The sequence below is a fragment of the Streptococcus oralis genome (genome assembly GCF_026782375.1).
GTDB classification, from domain to species: domain Bacteria; phylum Bacillota; class Bacilli; order Lactobacillales; family Streptococcaceae; genus Streptococcus; species Streptococcus oralis_CL.
The window spans coordinates 689,962-708,890 of sequence record NZ_JAKUWJ010000001.1; the positions used below are offsets into that span (position 1 = coordinate 689,962).

The 18,929-nt window shown below is 41.1% G+C and carries 15 protein-coding genes and 1 other annotated feature; all 15 genes read right to left on the reverse strand.

The genetic code is table 11. The annotated features are described in order from the left end of the window. The 15 genes from dnaG to tehB all read right to left on the reverse strand — a co-directional run bounded on the left by dnaG (position 1) and on the right by tehB (position 18,916). Positions 1-1,761 (reverse strand): DNA primase, encoded by a 1,761-nt coding sequence (dnaG, locus tag MK409_RS03450; protein ID WP_268705624.1) that lies wholly within the window; start codon positions 1,759-1,761, stop codon positions 1-3. 196 nt (positions 1,762-1,957) lie between these two features. After that, a complete protein-coding gene (locus MK409_RS03455) occupies positions 1,958-2,716 on the reverse strand; it encodes an ABC transporter ATP-binding protein (RefSeq protein ID WP_268705343.1) in 759 nt (252 codons plus the stop codon). Next, the gene (locus MK409_RS03460) at positions 2,713-3,579 is read right to left on the reverse strand and encodes an ABC transporter permease (RefSeq protein WP_268705344.1); all 867 of its coding nucleotides are present in this window, start codon (positions 3,577-3,579) and stop codon (positions 2,713-2,715) included. The genes MK409_RS03455 and MK409_RS03460 overlap by 4 nt, the downstream gene beginning before the upstream one ends. A gap of 65 nt (positions 3,580-3,644) precedes the next feature. After that, positions 3,645-4,640, reverse strand: coding sequence for a tryptophan ABC transporter substrate-binding protein (trpX, locus tag MK409_RS03465; RefSeq protein ID WP_000792183.1), 996 nt, complete (start codon positions 4,638-4,640; stop codon positions 3,645-3,647). A 118-nt stretch (positions 4,641-4,758) separates the two neighbouring features. Beyond that, positions 4,759-4,974: a binding site (T-box leader), on the reverse strand. A gap of 96 nt (positions 4,975-5,070) precedes the next feature. After that, positions 5,071-7,767 (reverse strand): phosphoenolpyruvate carboxylase, encoded by a 2,697-nt coding sequence (gene ppc / locus MK409_RS03470; RefSeq protein ID WP_268705345.1) that lies wholly within the window; start codon positions 7,765-7,767, stop codon positions 5,071-5,073. Positions 7,768-7,790: 23 nt separating this feature from the next. Further along, entirely contained in the window at positions 7,791-9,014 is a 1,224-nt protein-coding gene (ftsW, locus tag MK409_RS03475; RefSeq protein WP_268705346.1) for a cell division peptidoglycan polymerase FtsW, read from the reverse strand. Between the two features lie 188 nt (positions 9,015-9,202). Beyond that, positions 9,203-10,144: a peptidylprolyl isomerase PrsA gene (gene prsA / locus MK409_RS03480; protein ID WP_268705347.1), complete on the reverse strand. Its 942-nt coding sequence runs from the start codon at positions 10,142-10,144 to the stop codon at positions 9,203-9,205. 190 nt (positions 10,145-10,334) lie between these two features. Further along, the gene (locus MK409_RS03485) at positions 10,335-12,185 is read right to left on the reverse strand and encodes an LPXTG cell wall anchor domain-containing protein (RefSeq protein WP_185756260.1); all 1,851 of its coding nucleotides are present in this window, start codon (positions 12,183-12,185) and stop codon (positions 10,335-10,337) included. Positions 12,186-12,489: 304 nt separating this feature from the next. Further along, complete coding sequence (locus tag MK409_RS08995; protein WP_376738648.1) at positions 12,490-12,765, reverse strand: hypothetical protein; 276 nt, start codon at positions 12,763-12,765, stop codon at positions 12,490-12,492. A gap of 21 nt (positions 12,766-12,786) precedes the next feature. After that, positions 12,787-13,113: a recombinase family protein gene (locus MK409_RS09000; RefSeq protein ID WP_376738647.1), complete on the reverse strand. Its 327-nt coding sequence runs from the start codon at positions 13,111-13,113 to the stop codon at positions 12,787-12,789. A 47-nt stretch (positions 13,114-13,160) separates the two neighbouring features. Beyond that, positions 13,161-13,874 carry an O-methyltransferase gene (locus MK409_RS03495; RefSeq protein ID WP_125390994.1) on the reverse strand — a complete coding sequence of 238 codons (714 nt, stop codon included), beginning with the start codon at positions 13,872-13,874 and terminating at the stop codon, positions 13,161-13,163. A gap of 1 nt (position 13,875) precedes the next feature. After that, on the reverse strand, positions 13,876-15,678 hold the full coding sequence (gene pepF / locus MK409_RS03500; protein WP_268705348.1) for an oligoendopeptidase F: 1,803 nt from the start codon (positions 15,676-15,678) through the stop codon (positions 13,876-13,878). Positions 15,679-15,696: 18 nt separating this feature from the next. Next, positions 15,697-16,653, reverse strand: coding sequence for a competence protein CoiA (locus MK409_RS03505; protein WP_268705349.1), 957 nt, complete (start codon positions 16,651-16,653; stop codon positions 15,697-15,699). Between the two features lie 76 nt (positions 16,654-16,729). After that, positions 16,730-17,878 (reverse strand): hypothetical protein, encoded by a 1,149-nt coding sequence (locus MK409_RS03510; protein ID WP_268705350.1) that lies wholly within the window; start codon positions 17,876-17,878, stop codon positions 16,730-16,732. A gap of 177 nt (positions 17,879-18,055) precedes the next feature. After that, complete coding sequence (gene tehB / locus MK409_RS03515) at positions 18,056-18,916, reverse strand: SAM-dependent methyltransferase TehB (RefSeq protein WP_268705351.1); 861 nt, start codon at positions 18,914-18,916, stop codon at positions 18,056-18,058. Positions 18,917-18,929: the final 13 nt, after the last annotated feature.

An 18,929-nucleotide genomic window follows, 5' to 3' on the forward strand; every position in this document is an offset into this window, starting at 1 on the left:
TTACTCCATTCTTCTCTTTTGGGAAATCAATCGTTGCAATTCTTCCAAGGCTGTGTCTGTATCTCCTACATGACTAGCCTCCTGCACTTTCTTTTTAATCCTTAAATTGTCCTTGCTGAGGAGGGCACGGTTACGAGTCGCTTCGACTTCAGAAAGTTCTTGAGGCGACATCTCAGCTGGCAAATCCAAGCTAAGCACGTGGTACCAGGCATTTTCAACCTCAGGAGTCTGATGAGACAGTTCCTCTGATCCGATTTCTCCCTCTGCACTTAATAATTCGTAAAGAATTTGAAATTCTGGGGTATCAAAGAAAAAATCTTCTCTTAATCGGTAGTCATTTAGAACAACTGGATTCTCAGCCATCCTATAAAGGAGATGAGCCTCTGCTCCCATGACTGCTGTTAGTTGCCGCGTTACATGTAAACTAATCGCTGCTGGAGGTTGCTCCTCTTTGACTCTTTCCTGCCTTTGAACAATGCGACTTTCATTTACAATCTGCTCCACCTGCTGGTAATCAAAAGAAGGTAGATTATCCGCCAGAATGTGGATATAAGAATTCTGGGCAGTGATAGACTTTTCTTTGGCGATTAGGGGGGCAATCTTTTCAATGAACTCGATTTGCGCCTGTAAGTTATCACTATTTTCCGGCTTGAGCTGGTGAATATAGAACTCTATGGGACTAATCCGAGTCTTGGTTAAAAGGTAAGCCAGGTCTTCAGCAGAATTCTTTTGCAAATACTCATCTGGGTCCATGGCATCAGGTACTCGGACAACTTCCACTGAGAAATTTTTTAATTCTTCCAGAGCTTTGGCTGTTGCTGCCTGCCCTGCCTTGTCGCCATCATAGCTGAGAACAATTTTTTTGGTAAAGCGTTTGAGGTGGTCAACATGCTCCTTGCTTAAGGCTGTTCCCATGGAAGCTACAGCATTTTCTATACCAGCACGGTAGGCTGCAATCACATCCATGAAGCCTTCCATCAGATAGAGCTCTGTAATCTTACCTGTTCCCTTTTTTGCCTTGTCCAGATGATACAATTCGTAGCTCTTGTTAAAAATTGCAGTCGAGCGGCTATTTTTATATTTGGCAGTCTGACTATCCGTTTCTTGCCAGATACGACCTGAAAATGCAATAACCTGCCCCTTGTCATTGATCAAAGGAAAGATGATCCGTCCAAAAAAAGTATCATAAAATTGATTACCATCTGACAGATAAAACAAGCCCGAATCCAATAAATCCTTTTCCTCAAACTTGTCAGCCAAACGTTGATAGAGATAAGTTCTCTCTGCTGGAGCTAGTCCAATCTGGAAGTGCTTCAGAACATCATCTGTCAATCCGCGTTTGTAGAGATAAGCCCTTGCTTCTTCTCCCATCTTGGTCGTCATGAGGATGGCATGGTAAAAACGGGCCGCTTCTTCATGCATATCGTATAGAGCTTGATGAGGGGAAGTTTGTTGAGGACGAGACTGTACCGGCGTAGCCAGTTGAATACCGACGCGCTCTCCTAAGAGCTGAACGGCTTCCATGAAGGACACACCTTGGTATTCTTCGATGAACTTAAAAACATCTCCTGAGCGCCCACAACCGAAACAATGGTAAAATTGCTTGTCTTCAACAACGTTGAAAGAGGGGGTCTTTTCACCATGAAAAGGACAGAGCCCTAAATAGTTCCGTCCAGCCTTTTGTAAAGAAATCACGTCACCTATGACTTCCACAATGTTGGCATTGTTTTTGATTTCTTCAATGACTTGCTTGTCAACCATACACAATACCTCCATCTTATCATAGTTTCACGTTAACTAGTATAGCTTATTTCTGAAAAAAAGTAAACCATTTCATACACTTTCCGTAATTCTCTTTGCCTTATTTTTCTTGATAGAATGGGAAGATAAAAAACTCAGAAACACTTCCATATTTCTAAGTTTTTCTTCTCTATTTTTTGACGAAAAATTCTCTACTTTATTCAAATAATTGATAGTAGTCTGAAATCTTCATTTTTGCTTTTTCTTCTTTGTTCAAATCTTGGATGATACGACCTTCCTTCATGACAATCAGACGATTGCCATACTTCAGTGCATCTTCCATATGGTGGGTAATCATCAAAGCTGTCAGATGATCCTTACTAACAAAGTCATCTGTTAACTCCATCAAAGCAACACTGGTCTTTGGGTCAAGAGCTGCTGTGTGTTCATCCAACAAGAGCAACTCTGGTCGCTTTAAGGTTGCCATCAAAAGACTTAGGGCCTGACGTTGACCACCTGATAGAAATTCAATCGGAGTGTCCAAATGTTTTTCAAGCCCATTTCCCACTTTTTCAATGGTAGTCTGAAACTCTTCCCTATGGCTTGAAAGCCTTCTAGGCAGGAGTCCTCTCTTCTCACCACGAAACTTGGCAATCAAGAGATTTTCCGCCACTGTCATACGGGGAGCCGTCCCCATCTTAGGATCCTGAAAGACACGAGACAAGTACTTAGCCCGCTTTTCAGGTGAAAAATGCGTCACATCCTCGCCCATGATACGAATACTTCCACTTGTCAAAGGTAAGGTACCTGCAATCGTGTTAAAAAGCGTTGACTTCCCTGCTCCATTTCCACCTAGGATAGTAATGAAATCATGTTCGAAAATTTCAAGAGAAACATCATTCAGAATGATTTTTTCCTCATTAAAGCCATTCGTGATGACTTTGGTGGCATTTTTTAATTCTACAATTGCTGTCATTTGCTAAACTTGACTCCTTTCAGGTATTTGCTTTTGAAGGTTGGAATCATAAGGCAAACTGCCAAAATCAAGGCGCTGTACAAACGAAGATAACTTGTATTAAACCCAAGAGCAATCACTCCCCAAACGAGGAACTGATAAGCGATAGAGCCTACGACAATGGTCATGAGACGCTCTGCCAAGGTTAAACTCTTGAACAAAACCTCACCAATAATCAAGCTAGCAAGTCCTACGACAATCACGCCGATTCCTCGAGAAACATCCGCATATCCTTCTTGTTGAGCAATTAAGGCCCCTGCAAGCGCGATAATCCCATTTGATAGAACCAAACCCATGAGTTCCATACGACCCGTATTGATACCAAAGCTACGAGCCATATCAGGATTGTCACCTGTAGCGATGTAGGCTTGACCTAGTTTGGTATCAAGGAAAAAGAGCATGAGACCAATAACAAGAGTTACAAAGATTAATCCAGTCAGGAGTTGGTTAAGGTCTGAATCAAAAGGCAAGACATCCTGAATTTGCTTGGTTCCAAGAAGTCCTAGATTGGCACGTCCCATAATCATGAGCATGATGGAATGGCAGGAAGTCATGACCAGAATCCCTGATAAGAGAGTTGGAATTTTTCCTTTGGTATATAAGAGACCTGTCGCCATACCAGCTAGACAACCTGCTCCTACTGCAGCTAAGGTCGCTAAAAATGGACTGACTCCCTGTGTTATCAAGGTTACAGCTACTGCTCCCCCAAGAGGAAAAGAACCTTCAGTAGTCATATCAGGGAAATTCAAAATTCGAAAAGTCATAAAGATTCCCAAACCTAAAATCGCCCAGACCATCCCCTGAGAAATAATGGATACTATCATAATCTTTCACTCATTTCTTTCTTTAGTAAAAATGGGAGGAGATGTGTCCAGCTCCTCCTTTATCTTTATTCAATCACTTGTCCTGCTTCTTTTAGAACGGACTCAGGAATGGTGATACCAAGTTCCTGCGCTAGTTTTTTATTAATCACTGACTTACCAGTTGAAAAGACATTAACTGGCGTATCAGCTGGTTTTTCACCTTTCAAAACTTTGGCAATCATTTTACCAGTAGCCACTCCAAGATCGTGTTGGTCAACTACTACAGATGCTAATCCACCTGCTTCTACCATGGCAGTAGCACTTGGGTAGATTGGCTTTTTAGCTGTTTGGTTGCTTGAAACAACTGTTGAGAATGCGGATGCGATGGTGTTGTCAATGGGAACCCAAATCGCATCGACCTTGCTTGTCATGACATTAACTGTTGAAGCAATTTCATTGGTTGATGGCACAGCAAATGTTTCGACTGTCAAACCTGCTTTTTCAGCATAAGCCTTGAATTCTTCTACCTGTGTTTTTGAGTTATCTTCGCTACTTGAGTAAAGAGCGCCGATTGTTTTGACATTTGGTGTCAAAGTTTTAATCAATTCCACTTGCTGTTCAGCTGGGTTATGATCTGACACCCCTGTAATGTTGCCACCTGGTTTTTTCAAATCTTTGACCAAGTTAGCACCGATTGGGTCTGTAATAGCAGCCATGATAACAGGTAGGTCTTTTGTAGCACTAGCAAGTCCTTGAGCAGCTGGTGTCGCAATCCCAACAACAACGTCGTTTCCATTTGCTACCAATTGTTTACTCATGGTTGCAACCTTGCTCTGATCACCTTCTGAGTTCATAAAGTCGATTTTTACTTGGTCGTCCTTATAGCCTTCTTCAGCTAGTCCATCTTGAATCCCTTGGTAAATTAAGTCCAAGGATGGGTGACTAACAAATTGAAGGACACCAACCTTAGCGACCTTTTGCTCTTCTTTAGCTGCTGGCTTGTTCATTGATGAATAAATCAAGCTAGCCACCACCAATACTGCTAATCCAGCGACAATTCCAATCAAACGTTTATTTTTCATTTTTCTTTCTCCTTAATTCTTTTACCTTAACTTTTTAAATCACATCATCAAGCGATGCCATCGTTTAAATTCCAATATCTTTCCTCCCTATAGAAAAAGTCCTCACACAAAAAACTTGTGTGAGGACGTCGATGCGCGGTGCCACCTCAATTATAGGGAATATCCCTATCGCTCTTTCTCGCAATAACGAGTTGCACTGTAAGGTGTGCTCACCGAATTTTTATGATTTCAAATTCTTAAGTACATTCAGCCCAATTTCATCAATTTCATCTATCTGCTTTCACCAACCACAGACTCTCTAAAAAATGAGCAAGATTACTTTCTGAATGTTTAAATTATATCATTTTTCAACTACTTGTCAAGCTTATTTTTAGAATTTTTTAAACAATTCAAAAACTTCCCCTTGAAAAAAGAGGAAGTTTGTAGAATATCAGCCTGAATTACGCAAACCAGTTGCAATTCCGTTAATGGTTGTATGAATCAATCTTTCTTCGTCTGTTGACAATTCACCTCGACGTTGACGTTTGATCAACTCCAACTGGATGTAGTTAAGGATATTAAAGTAAGGCATACGATAGTTTAGACTGTCTTTTAGGTAAGAGTTTTCTGCCAAGAGTTCATCATAACCTTCAATAGCTAAAATAACATCCTTGGTCAATTGCCATTCATCTAAAATAGTGTAAAAGATAGCTTGCACTTTTTCATCTTCACAGAGCTTGGCATATTCAAAGGCAATGTTCATGTTAGACTTTGACAAGACCATATCTACATTGGAAAGCAAAGATTGGAAGAAAGGCCAGTTTTGGTACATGTCACGAAGAAACTCGATATTCTTCGGATCTTGATCAATAAACTCTTTAAAGCTTGATCCCACTCCGTACCAACCAGGGAACATGACACGGCTTTGTGACCATGAGAAGACCCAAGGAATGGCACGCAAACCGCCAATTTCAGTGATAGTCTTACGAGCTGCTGGACGCGAACCGATATTGAAGCTTGAAATAGCCTTAATCGGACTGGACTCAAAGAAATAGTCATAGAAATGTTCATTTCCAAAGACCAAGTCACGGTAGATATCGTAGCTACGATCCACTACTTGATCCATGATAGCTTCGTAACGATTTGATGTGTTGGTATCACTCTTCTTCTTGGTAATCATACGGTTAATGGCTGCAGAAACCAACATCTCAAGGTTGTAATATGCAGCGTCTTTGTTTCCGTATTTATTCCCAATCACTTCTCCTTGCTCAGTCAGACGGATACGGTCCTTGATAGACTTGAGTGGTTGAGATGTGATAGCTTCATAAGTCGGGCCACCACCACGACCCACAGTACCACCACGACCATGGAAGAAAGTGACCTTAACGCCAAATTCATCACCGATAGCAGTTAGTTGTTGTTGCGCCTTGTACAGGGTCCAACATGATGATAAATAACCACCGTCCTTGTTACTATCAGAGTAGCCCAGCATAATTTCCTGGTAGTTATCTTTTGAAGCAATCCATTTTTTAGCCAAAGGTAGAGAGAAATATTTTCTCATGGTTTCTTCCGAATGATCCAAGTCCTCAATCGTTTCAAAGAGGGGAACAATCTGAACGCGGGCTTTTTGAGCATCAACCAAGCCTACTTCCTTAAGCATAATGGCTAGTTCTAGCATATCGGAAACACTTGTTGCGTGAGAAATGATGGTTTGACGAATGACATTTTCACCCAGTTTATCCTTCAACTTGCGGGCAGCTTTAAAGATAGACAGTTCTTTCTCAAGTAGTTCTGACTTTTCAGCATGAGTTGCTGAGAGGATACGAGGGTCTTCTTCCAACTCTTTTAAGAGGAGAGCGCATTTTTCATCTTCAGAAAGGTCGCTATAATGATCGTTGATACCAGCTGATGCTAACAATTCAGCCACACAAGCTTCATGAACACTTGAATCTTGGCGCATATCGATAGAGGCGAGATAGAAGCCAAAGATTTCGACAGCTTGCATCAATTCGACAAATTCTCCTGAAATCAGATAGTCACCTTTGTTCTCTAATAGAGAATCTCGGATGGCCAACAAGTCTTGATAAAATTCATCTGCGGTAGCATATCTCGGATGAACATCCTTATCTTCGATAAGATAGGTCTTGGTTGCCTGCATCTTTGCTTGGATGTCAAAGAGGGCACGACGATAGAGTTCTTTTTCACGATAAATCGAGTTATCCTGTGACTTAAGAGCCATCTCACGAACCTTGTTACTGACATTCACAATACTGGTTGAGAGTGAGAATTCACGATAGAGGTTATAAATTTTCTCATCGTAGTAATTCATGATGACTTCACACTGGGTCAAGGCAGATTTGTTGAGGGTTTCAGCAGTTACGAAAGGATTGCCATCACGGTCTCCTCCAATCCACATTCCCATGGTAATCGGTTTTGGATGTTGGAGTTCGATACCTTGTTCCTTAGCTAGTTTCTTATACTCAGCCGTCAAACGTGGAACAGCATTCAAGAAAGAACTTTGATAGTACTCCATCACATTGGTGATTTCGTTGGTTACTTTCAACTTCTTCTCACGAATCATGTCCGTTTGCATAATAATCTCAATATAACGACGGAGATCCGTGTGCCATTTTTCTTTGTTAATCAAACCTAGTTTGACATCACGGTACTTACGCAAAAGATTATGGATGTGATTTGTCAAATCCAACATACTCTTGCGTTGTACTTGCGTTGGATGGGCGGTCAAGACAGGAACGACATTTAACTTTTCTAAAATATCGGCTGCATTTTCTTTTTCAGATACCATCTTAATTGTTGTAGATAGTTTCCCTAGATAGTCTTGGTCCACATTGTTTTGGTGATTGATTTCATAGGCCAAATCCACATCCTCAGAGATATTAATCAAAAGTGGAAGGATTGAGAAATAGCGAGAAATGTAAATCATTTCTTCATTCGAAAGACTAGTCACTAGGTCATTGAGCCCTTGATAATTCTCGCTAGTTGATAATTCCTTCAACTGGATAATCTTTTCAAAGGTTTCTGGCGCCAGCATATTTTTTGTGATATCTTCTAATAGCTCAGTCAGAATCAAGACTTCTTCTTGGACGACTGCTTTATTACTATAGTTTTCTAATTTTTGAAGAGACATATACTTTCCTTTCCATACAATCCTTACAGACTTTCATCAGTTTGATTCTCGTATTCGCTGATAAGCTTGGCACGTTTTTCGCTGGCATCAATGTTCAGTACAAGCGCGATGGCTACGGATAATACCAGTAGACTGTTCCCACCTTGTGAAAGGAAGGGGAAGGTTACCCCTGTAGAAGGAATCAAACCGGAAATCCCACCGATATTGACAAAGACCTGCACAAGAATCATGCCTCCGACACCGATAGCAACCATGGAGTTAAAGGGATCCTTTGCTCGAATACCAACCAAGATGATTCGCAAAATCAAGAAGAAGAGTAAAGCCAAAATCATACTGGCTCCAACGAATCCAAACTCCTCGATGACAATCGAAAAGACGAAATCTGTGTGGGCTTCTGGCAAATAACCTCGTTTCTCGATGGAATTTCCTAAACCTAATCCAAACCAGCCTCCATTTACCATTGCATAGTAGGAATTTGCGAGCTGGTGTCCTGCCCCCGCCAAGTCATTAAAGGGATTAAAGAAGGCACTAAAACGTTTAGCAACGTAGCCAAATACAGGAATTTGAGAGAACTTTTCAACCCCAACAAAGCGAATGACAGACAAGACTAACATTGAGCTCCCTGCCAAGAGAGCCAGAATGGTCGAGAACCAACGATAGGCGATCCCACTAACCGTATACATGATGAGCGCCACCAAGACCAAGATGGTCGCATTTCCCAAGTCTGGAAAAATTCCCAAGCTACCAATCAGAACCAGCAGAACAAATCGCCAGTCGTTAAAAGCTCGAGGCAGCCACTGATTCTGTGTCAAAACCTGGAAGTCATAAACCGCAATCTCATCTTGTTGTTTTGAAAATCGATGTGCCAGGTACCAGATGATGATAATCTTAAGGTACTCTGCAGGCTGAATCGTTACAGGTCCTACAGAGATCCATCCGTATGCTCCATTGACAGGTGTTCCGACCAGTCGCGCCAGAGCTAAAAGAACCATCTCCACAATCATTACGATAAAGATGAGACGACCGTTTCTTAGGAAACCTAATTTTAATTTATAGATTAAGGCAATCAGAATCAAACTAGCTATCCAGAAGATCCCCTGGTTACGCACCAATTGAAAGGCACTTTTTCCTTCTTCGATCAAGGTTGCACTCGTTGTCGAATATACCACAATCAGCCCCAAAATCGATAAAAGGAAGTAAGGAATCAAAATGGAATAGTTTAGTAGGTGCCTTTTACTAATTTTCATATTTCACCACTCTAATAGGAACAGACGCTTCTGTTCCCAATTCCGTTTTATTTTCTAGTTTTGATTGCTATTATACCACTTTTTCAGAAAGAAAAAAACTCTTATCCTTTAATCCTTCGAATTTTACTCATTTTCTAGTTTCAAGCATAAAAAATACAAACCTCTTTTGAGATTTGTATTTTAAGTTCTTAGTTAGATGAAGAGCTGCTGCTTGAGCTTGAGTCACCACCACCGATGTATTGGGTGAAGATGTTTTGGAAGGCTTGGTCTTTAACCTTGATGTTTGCTGCTTGCAATTCTTTACCAATTACTCCTTGAACAAAGGCAGAATCATTTTGTTTTTGAGTCAAGATGATTGTCTTCAATTTTTCTTTGTAATCATCCAAGTTAGAAGATTTTTCTGTCTTCTTCGTTACTTTGATGATGTAGAACTGATTGCTGTATGCTTGTGTTCCGGTAGCTGTAATCACATCAGAAATACCATTCACATCCAAGGCAAAGGCTGCTTTTTTGACTTGTTCTGGAAGTTCTGTAGAAGCAGAGTCAAAAGTGATTTCGCCACCATTTTCTTTTGTTTTATCGTCGTTAGAGTATTCTTTAGCAAGCTGGGCAAAATCCGCTCCTTCTGCTTTAGCTTTCTCAAGCACTTCTTTTGCCTTGTCTTCATTATCCAATCGGATGATTTGAGCCGTTACATCTGGTGTGTAAGACTCAAAAGCTTTTTGGTAGGCTTCGTCTGTCAACTCACTCTCAGCAGCCTTCTTAACTGCCAATTCAACCAATTTGCTGGTGCGAATTTGAGCTTTACGAGTTTCAGGAGTCATACCTGCACGTTGAAGGACGCTGTTGTAGCTATCACCGTATTTCTTTTGTTCTTCAGCAACGGCGTCATCCACATCTTTATCCGTTACCTCTGATCCATATTGTTGTTCAAATACTTTTTGGATGGTCATATTGAGCAAGACTTGTTGAGCAGTTGGATTGTTCTTTACTTCTTCAAAGAATTGATGTTCTGTAATCACATCGCCCTTCATGCTGATCAAATCTTTTCCTTCAGAACTGTTTGAACAAGCTGCAAGTGTTGCTACTGATAAAAGTGTGATGGCTCCTGCCATAAGTTTTTTCTTCATTTTTACTCCTTTTTCTAAAAACGGTCGAAAATTTCTCTAGACCGACTCAATCATTATACCATATTTTAAAGCAGATAACTTAAATAAGACTAAAAATACTAGCTTTTAAATTTTAAATGATTCCATTTTTTCTTATTCCAAAAAGAACCTGAACAACAGTTCAAGTTCTTTGTTTATCTTGTGTTATTTTTTAGTGACGTCCTTTGTAAGTCAAGCCTGCTAGACCAAGACTTGCAAGAAGGAAGCCTGCAAATCCAAGAATTGAATTTTGTTCGCCAGTGTTTGGCAGGGCTTTCGACCCATCTTCAGTCTTGTTATTTAGCGGTGTAGCTTGCGCTTTTGTGGTATCTGCTCCATTGCTATTTTGAGCTGTGGTTGTTGTATTTTCACCACCTACAACAGCAATAGGCATTTGTATGCTACTGTCATTGCGATTTGCAGCAACATTTTTGAATGTCATTGCATAGATACTAAAGTGGTTGGTTTCAAAAGTCACCTTATCTGCATCTTGCTTGAAATTAAGTGCTTGCAAAGCGCCATCTGGGGCAACATAGTAGACATTTTCAACTGGCTTATCAGCAGAAAGGGTCACTAAAACCATGCCATTTGGCTGAATAGCCTTGCCGTTTGCGTCATATAAATGAATGTCATAAGCCTTGTAGCTTTTCGTCTCAAGTGATTTAGCTTTGGTTTCTTCTACCTTGATGTAGCTAACATTTTTGAGTGTTGCCTCTGAGCCACGAACTTGAACACTTCCAGCTTCGTTTGAAAGGACTCGGCTTGTGCTTGGAGTAGCTGGATTTGTAGGAGTTACAGGAGTTGTTGGGACTGTTGGAACAACTGGTGTAACTGGTTTTGGTGTGTCAGGAACTACAGGTTTCTCGCTTGGCTTCTCTGCTGGTTTCTCCGGCTTAGCAGGTTGTGGTTGATCTGGAACAACTGGTGTAACAGGGCTTATAGGCTTCACAGGTGTGGTTGGTGATACAGGAACTACAGGTGTCACGCTTGGCTCTTCAGCTGGTTTCACTGGTTTAGTAGGCTGTGGTTGGTCAGAAGGCTTTTCAATAGGTTTATTACCACTTTGATTAGAACTACCTGACTGGACTTTTTCATATACATAACTAAAATACGGTCCACGGTCTAGGTCATCACCAGCATTATTTCTATAATGAATCACATCTCCAACCTTATAAGAAAGTTCATTTCCATCTGGTCCGGTATTAATAATCTTTTCAAGACGGTAGCCATCTATTTCTACATTTGGGAATGTATAGCTTTCTCCTGCAAGTAGCTCAATATATTTTTGGGGGAATTTATCGTCCAATTCATGATAGCCATCTTCACCAACTTTTGCACCTATTAAAATTGGGTCAATTTTTTGATCATTTGCATGTTCGGTTGCTTTACGGTAAAGATACGAAATATGATAACCATGACTAGATGCACCTGTTGAAGTAGGTGCGTTATCATAGTTTATTGTATCTCCTGGATTCATTCCTAACGTGGACATTCTTTCGAAAACATAACCTGCAATGGTAGGGGGAGCTGGCAAGGTGTAGCTTTCTCCAGGATGCAACTTAATAGTCGTGCTTGGATATTTTTCAGAACTACTATAGTCACGGGCCTCATCAGTCGGAGCATAATGCCATGCCCAACCACCACGGTAAGTAAATATACGGAATCTATATCCAATACGAACTTCCTTAACTTTATTCACATGGTTATTAAATGAGGTATTACTCCCATTCTCTTCTTCACTTGAAGTTTCTACTTCATTTGAGTTCGCATGTCCCTCAGGAGTATCAGATGGTTGAGACTCTGCTGGATTTGTTTCTGGATCAGATTCAGGACTAACTTCTTCTGCCGGTTTAACCTCAGGTTTTTCTGAATCACTTGGTTTAGCATTTTCTACTGGTTTTGAAGCTGTATTTGGCTGTTCTGCCACATTTGTGTCTGCCTGAGCTGTAAAAGCTGGCAATGCCCCCAACACCGCAACCGCAAAGGTTGCGATACCGAGTTTAACAATTTTATTCGTTTTCATCATTTCCTCCTTAGGAATGTAGAATTGCTTTTTAAGATATGTAAATACTACAAAAAGCCTAATTTTTTGATTTAGTATTTCGTAAAGTTCTCCTCAACCACTTGAGAGACAAGGTTTTTGGTGTATCGCGTAAGGACCGTTTGGCGAAACATTCAAAATAACAATGTGAATATTTCAGAAAATACGAATTTAACAAGGTTTTGAGCCTGTGTTGGATTTGTATTTTTTTGTTTTTTAAGTGTATCGTTTAACAGTCGTTAATCGAAACATATTTACGCCTTCATTGTAGCATTTTGTCTGGTTTTTAGCAAGAAATTTGCGAAACTTTTTTGCGATTATTGGCAATCTTGTTTCGTTCCAAGACTTTATAGATGGTTGAGGTCGAAATTCGTTCTGTTTTTGCTATTATTCTGATGCTTGCCACTCCTTCCAAGTGCTGCTCAATAATTCTCCCCTCCTTCTTTTTCGAAATTCGCTTAGCACCCAGTTTGACGCCTTTTTCCTTGGTTTTACGAAGTCCTTCACGGGTACGAAATCGCAAATTTTCCAGTTCACTTTCTGCCACAAATCCTAAAATCATACAAAGTAACCTACCAATGAGCTAGTCAGTTTCCAATTTTTCATGCAAACTGACTAGCTGAATATCCGAATCATTAAATTGTTCAATCAGTTCTAGCAATTTAAACATAGAGCGCGTAAGCCTATCAAGCTTGTAGATGGTGAAAGTGACTTGCGTTCCTTTTTTCGAAAGCGTTTGAGGCAATTTTAGAGCCTTTTCGAGCTCTGAGCGTGCATTGTTTGAACCAGATTCACTTTCGATAAAGAGCTGGACACAGTGCTTAAGAGCCTCGATTTGCACCTCCAAGCCCAAATCTTGCTTTTGGGTAGAAACGCGAGCATAGCCTATATTGATGGTGGTTTGAAACATAAAAATCCTCCTGTTTTTTATACAGAAAGATTATACGATTTTTAATATTATTCCATTTCAGGTAAACTTACATTTTTCACATTTTTTCGTAGCATGAGAATACCGTCTCCAAGTGGAACTAGAGTTGCTGTTAGACCTGGATTGTCCAAAGTTGCGTCGAAAAGCCTTTGCAAACCACGGTAAATGGTGCGTTGACCTCGGCGGACTTCCATGATGTCCTTGGCAACATCTCCTCCTTGGAAAATATCATCCAAGACCACTACTCCACCAACTTCCAAGTGCTTGAGGATTTCTGGTAGAAAGACAATGTACTTGGACTTGGCCGAATCCATAAAGACGAAATCATATGTTTCTGTCAAAGTAGATAAAACATCAACAGCATCACCTTCAAGTAAGGTGATTTGCTGACGACTGTCAAACTGGGCAAAGTTTTCCTTGGCAAAGCCTATCATCTCAGGATTACGGTCAATGGTTGTAATCTTAGCATCTGGCGCATGTTCCGCCATCAAGAGGGCTGAGAAACCGATAGCCGTCCCAATCTCTAGAATATTCTTAGGCTGTATAGTCTCCATGAGAAATCGAAAATACGCGACCGTTTCATGGGGAATAATGGGAATGTTTTCCTTGCGAGCGAAGGTCTCCAATTCTTTCAAAGAACCTGTCACCTGCTTTTGACGCTGGCGCATGAGTTCAACGATTTCTTCCTTGACGACAGGCCGGCGCATATTGTGATTGGCATTTTTACTATAAGACTCTACCATCTTAAGCTAGTCCCAATTTTTCAACAAGGGCTTCAAACTCGTTCAAGCGACGTTCAAAGACTGCAAAGGCATCGTTAAGATAGTCTTCTTTTTCCATATCAACACCCGCTTTTCTCATGACATAGAGTGGATAGTCTGATTTACCTGCTTTGAGGTAGTCGATATAGCGGTCACGGTCTTCTTGACTACCATGGACAATCTTCTCAGCCAAGGCTGAAGCAGCTGCAAAACCTGTTGAATACTGATAAACATAGTAGTTATAGTAGAAGTGAGGAATGCGTGCCCACTCGTATTGGATCTGAGGATTGTCTTCCTTGCTGAGTCCATAGTACTCTTGGTTCAAGTCAGCGTAGAGCTTATTGAGGAAATCACTTGTCAAGACTTCTCCATTTTGGTCTGCTTGGTGGATGGCATGTTCAAACTCAGCGAATTGAGTTTGACGGAAAACTGTTCCACGGAAACCATCTAGGAAGTTATTGAGAATAGCAAAGCGAGTTGCATCGTCTTCTACTTCTTCCAACAATTTCTCTGTCAAGATATTTTCGTTAGTCGTTGAGGCAATCTCAGCCAAGAAGATAGAATAATCTCCGTAAACATAAGGTTGGGTTTCACGAGTATAGCTAGAGTGCATACTGTGACCTGTTTCATGGACAAGAGTAAAGAGATTATCTAGATTGTCCTGCCAGTTGAGAAGCATAAAGGCATTGGTATCGTAAGAACCACCAGAGTAGGCACCAGAACGCTTGCCTTGGTTTTCATAGACATCAATCCAACGCTCACTGAAGGCACGTTTAACACGGCTCAAGTAGTCGTCACCCAAGACTGCTAAGGCTTCTTCAGCTTTTTTCAAGGCTTCTTCGTAGGTAAAGCTGTATTCTACTGAAGATAGCGGTGTGTAAACATCATACATCTTGAGATCAGAAATCCCCAAGATTTTAGAACGAAGCTCGAGGTAACGATGCAAAAGTGGCAAATGCTTGCGAACTGCTGCTACTAGATTGTCATAGACACTTTCTGGAACAAAGTTTGCTGCGAGAGCTGCATGGCGAGCACTCTTATAGTTGCGAACTTTTGCGCGGTAGTTTTGCACCTTAACATTCGTCTGCAGAGTCTTAGCATAAGTGTGTTGGAATTGCTCGTAAGTCGCATAGAGGGCTTCATAGGCACCACGGCGCACTTCACGGTTTTTAGACTCCATCAAACGGATGTAAGTACCGTGTGAGAGTTGCACTTCATTGCCTTCATCATCATGGACATATGGGAAGCTAATATCCGCATTGTCCAAAATAGCGAAAGTTTCACTAGCAGCGCCAAAAATCTCTCCTGCTCCTGCAAGCAATTCTTCCTCACGTTGCGAAAGAACATGGTCTTTCTTTTGCAAGAGCTTGTCAAAAAAGTGCTTGTAAACTTGGAGTTTTGGTTGAGCTTCTAGGAAGGCCGCATACTGCTCCTCACTAATCTCCATAAACTCAGGTTCATAGAATGAAAAGGCTTGTTCTAACTGACTGTATAAGGTCATAGCCTTGGCATAGTACTCCTGATACTTAGCTTCACGCGTGTCTTGGTCATTTTTCATATGTGCATAGACATAAAGCTTTTCAATTTGGCGTTCCAAGTCAAGTGAAAATTCTGTAATCTCAAGCAAACTGTCGGCGCTGTCCAAGAGATGTCCCTCATACTGGGACGCTGTTTGTACTTTTTCAGTTAAGTCTTTCAAGGCTTCTTCCCAAGCTTGGTTTGTTGGGTAGATCGTTGAAAGATCCCATGTATCTTTTTCATTTATTTCATGTCGTTGTAATACCATAAGATTCCTCCATCCTTTCTATTTTACCACATTTTTTGAGAAATATAAGTGATAAAAGGCTGGTGGATAGAGCTTTTGGAAATTATTTTTCGGATTTTTTTGATAGTAAGAGAAAAATTCTTTATAATAGCTACTTAAATCTTGATTAATTTGACAAAAATCTCCTGATTCTATTGGTCTGACTTGGGGATACCAGTCGTCCAGTTGACGGTTTAATAAATTGTCCCCTTTTTGATAAGCCTCCTCCTGCTTCTTCATCCAGTAAGGGGTTTGGTAGTATAACTGCTGACGAATGTAGTGACAGATAGTGGTATCTTGCACGACTGCAAAACGAGGCAGTTTTTGTTTTTGATAAGGAAAGCGTAAAATTTCCAAGAGATTTCCTTTTCCATAGGGAAACTCCTTGACCTGAAAATGAAGCTTGCCACGTAGGTCCTGATGCAGAAGATATTTGAGTCTCAAAACTTGCTTTTTGAGATCTAGTTCCCAAACATAGAAACCCATATTTTGACTAAAATAGAGGAATCCCCTTTGCAGTTGTGTAAGTCTCTCTTTTAACCAGAGTTTTTCTCCCAGTAGCCAGATAACCTGATAGCCCTGACTGCGGTAGCCTTGACTTCTGTCGCCTAAAAGCTTTTGAGACAAGGGGCTGCACTGAACCTCCAGAGCTAGTTTCTCATTGACGAGAACATCCGCTATCTGCTGGATCTCGGGCAGACTATATTCTACGGCAACCTGATTGTCCTTCTTGGCCCAGTGATAGAGAGCCTCTTTGTTGCCTAAGTGTTCTGGACTTTCATTCTCAAAAATAGCCATACAATCTCTTAAAGATTCATGGGCAAAGTGCGTTCGAATGCTCTGTCCTTGGCGTAATCGTAGTCTGCCCCCACAGGCTGGACAAGTATAATATTGCCTAGTCACGTCTTTTTCGAGTGCATTTACCAAATTTCCATTGGCATCTCTAGCAACGAACATGGTCTACCTCCTTTTCTCATTTATTCGAAAAAGAAGTAAAAAAGACTGGAATTCCAGCCTTTCATGATATTATTTCTTATCTTTTTTGTCTCTTAGAATATTTTTTTAGCATGGGAATGAGATTGGAAATCTGCTCACTTCTAATGACGAGCACACCATATTCCTGGCAACGATTGGCATAAGCTGGATTGATTTTTCCCGTACAAACAATCAACTTGAGGCAACTCTCCCCAGCAAAATGATTGGCATAGACTTCTAGCTCATTGATGGCTTCAACTGATAAATCTGTCATTTTGCAAGAGATAAAGGTAATCGAGCGTCCCTTTCTCAGAATGACATCAATCTCATTTTGAACATTGTCCGCCTCTGGAAAGATGCCATTCCAATCAATCTCACCGCCTATCATGCACTCATCAAACAGCTGAGATTCGAGCGCCAAGAGATAAAGATACAACTCTAAAATGTGCCCCTTGTTGCGGCAAAAGACTTGAGCTTCTTGACTTGGAAAGCTGTAGCTTACTCGCTCCTTGTCCTCGCCTTCAATACGAAGCATCCCCGCTTCTACTAGTAAGGGGATCAGGGATTCTGGATAGAGGTAATACTTGCCGTTGTTTTCCAGTATTTTTTCGGTTTCCGCATGGAGGTCATTGGTCTTAGCTAGAGAGAAAAATTGGGTCACTTGATACCAGTGGGAAGGATTGGCAATGGCAGAGCTGGCTAGCTTTTTGATGGCTGCAATTTGCTGAGCTGAGTGGATAGGGCGTTTTGATTTGAGCATTTTTCCACCACGCAAGACTATCAACTGTTGGATGCTTAGGGTTGGAATGTCCAAATCTTCTTTTTCTAACTGACCAGCCACCCACTTGTATTGTTTTCCTCGTTCGACATCCATGGCAACAATCGGGAGGTCCCGATCAAAGCCATATTGATAGAGAGATAAGGCTAGTAGTGAATCCCCGCCAAAAACATCGATAATAACTTGGTCATAGCCTGCAAGGCAATAATCTAACTGGTCTGTTAATTGTTCTAAAGATAGCTGACGAAAGGCCACTCGTTGGATATGGGGGACTTCTTCCATGATAAACTGACGGAGAGAGACTTTCTCTTCATTGCTTATTTTTGTCAAAGAAAGGAAGAGAATCTCGTCACAATCACTGACAAAGGCTTGGTAGACATTCTTTTCCAATACATGCCGATCATACAATTCCACCAAAAGACTCGCCATTGGACCACCTCCATCATAAAGTCTTTCTCTCGCTGAGAGTGTCAGCAATATAGTTCTACTGCTCTGATTTCCTACTTCTAGTATAGCATAAAATTAAGCTTGTCCCATTCTGCTGCCACAAATAAAAACGAACAGAAACCTTGCAAAGTGGTTTCTATTCGTTTGTAAAGACTTGATTTACTTGATTTTCTTGGCTAACATGGTCGCAAATCGGAGTTGAATGCGATTGCCATTTTCATCACGACGGTGCAGATGTCCTGGGTTTTCATTATACTTGATCAATTCCCAATCCTTGTAATAGTCCGCCAACTCTCCTTCTTTAAAGGTAAATGGGAAGTTGACTGAGCAAGGATAATCCTCTGTATCCATAGCACAGACGATAAGGTTATAGCCACCAACCGTGGTGTGCTCCTGCATATTTTGGATGATAGCTGGAATGCGGTCCGCTTGTAGGAACATCAGAACAACTGTTGAAACGATGAAATCATAGTCTTGGCTAATGCTGGCTGAATTGATATCATAAAGTCCAACAGGCATGTCTAGATCCTCTTGTTCCACAATGCTTTGCAAGATTTCAAGGGACAATTCATTTTGATCAACAGCTGTCACATCAAAACCATTCTGCGCGAGAAAGAGAGAGTTACGGCCTTGACCACAACCCAAATCCAAGGCTCTTCCAGGTTTCACCGTTTGCATAGCCTCTAGGACCTCTGAATGGACTGGATTGGTATTGTATTTCTTAGGGAAATAATCCTCAGGTTTACAATAAAATTCCAAGTACCATTCTACATCATCAGTGGCAGCTTCCACTCGGTGCCAGGCTTGCGGTTGCGCCATAGGGTTGTCTGCACCTGCCTCAAAGAGGTGCTCAGCTAGAACCTCACCATCTTCAGTCAACTCAATAAACTTGAGTGCCCCCTTCAAGACAGTAATTTTTCCCCAAGTACCGACTTTAGTATTGTGCTTTTGCTGAACTGCTTCAGGCATGGTCTGTTTATTCCACAAGGGCATCCGTTTATAGGCAATTAATTTTTCCATTTTACTTCCTCTT

What these genes read in the sequence shown, in the direction of transcription:
- dnaG (WP_268705624.1), bottom strand. Translation starts at nt 1,761, where the DNA reads ATGGTTGACAAGCAAGTCATTGAAGAAATCAAAAACAATGCCAACATT.
- MK409_RS03455 (WP_268705343.1), bottom strand. Translation starts at nt 2,716, where the DNA reads ATGACAGCAATTGTAGAATTAAAAAATGCCACCAAAGTCATCACGAAT.
- MK409_RS03460 (WP_268705344.1), bottom strand. Translation starts at nt 3,579, where the DNA reads ATGATAGTATCCATTATTTCTCAGGGGATGGTCTGGGCGATTTTAGGT.
- trpX (WP_000792183.1), bottom strand. Translation starts at nt 4,640, where the DNA reads ATGAAAAATAAACGTTTGATTGGAATTGTCGCTGGATTAGCAGTATTG.
- ppc (WP_268705345.1), bottom strand. Translation starts at nt 7,767, where the DNA reads ATGTCTCTTCAAAAATTAGAAAACTATAGTAATAAAGCAGTCGTCCAA.
- ftsW (WP_268705346.1), bottom strand. Translation starts at nt 9,014, where the DNA reads ATGAAAATTAGTAAAAGGCACCTACTAAACTATTCCATTTTGATTCCT.
- prsA (WP_268705347.1), bottom strand. Translation starts at nt 10,144, where the DNA reads ATGAAGAAAAAACTTATGGCAGGAGCCATCACACTTTTATCAGTAGCA.
- MK409_RS03485 (WP_185756260.1), bottom strand. Translation starts at nt 12,185, where the DNA reads ATGAAAACGAATAAAATTGTTAAACTCGGTATCGCAACCTTTGCGGTT.
- MK409_RS08995 (WP_376738648.1), bottom strand. Translation starts at nt 12,765, where the DNA reads ATGATTTTAGGATTTGTGGCAGAAAGTGAACTGGAAAATTTGCGATTT.
- MK409_RS09000 (WP_376738647.1), bottom strand. Translation starts at nt 13,113, where the DNA reads ATGTTTCAAACCACCATCAATATAGGCTATGCTCGCGTTTCTACCCAA.
- MK409_RS03495 (WP_125390994.1), bottom strand. Translation starts at nt 13,874, where the DNA reads ATGGTAGAGTCTTATAGTAAAAATGCCAATCACAATATGCGCCGGCCT.
- pepF (WP_268705348.1), bottom strand. Translation starts at nt 15,678, where the DNA reads ATGGTATTACAACGACATGAAATAAATGAAAAAGATACATGGGATCTT.
- MK409_RS03505 (WP_268705349.1), bottom strand. Translation starts at nt 16,653, where the DNA reads ATGTTCGTTGCTAGAGATGCCAATGGAAATTTGGTAAATGCACTCGAA.
- MK409_RS03510 (WP_268705350.1), bottom strand. Translation starts at nt 17,878, where the DNA reads ATGGCGAGTCTTTTGGTGGAATTGTATGATCGGCATGTATTGGAAAAG.
- tehB (WP_268705351.1), bottom strand. Translation starts at nt 18,916, where the DNA reads ATGGAAAAATTAATTGCCTATAAACGGATGCCCTTGTGGAATAAACAG.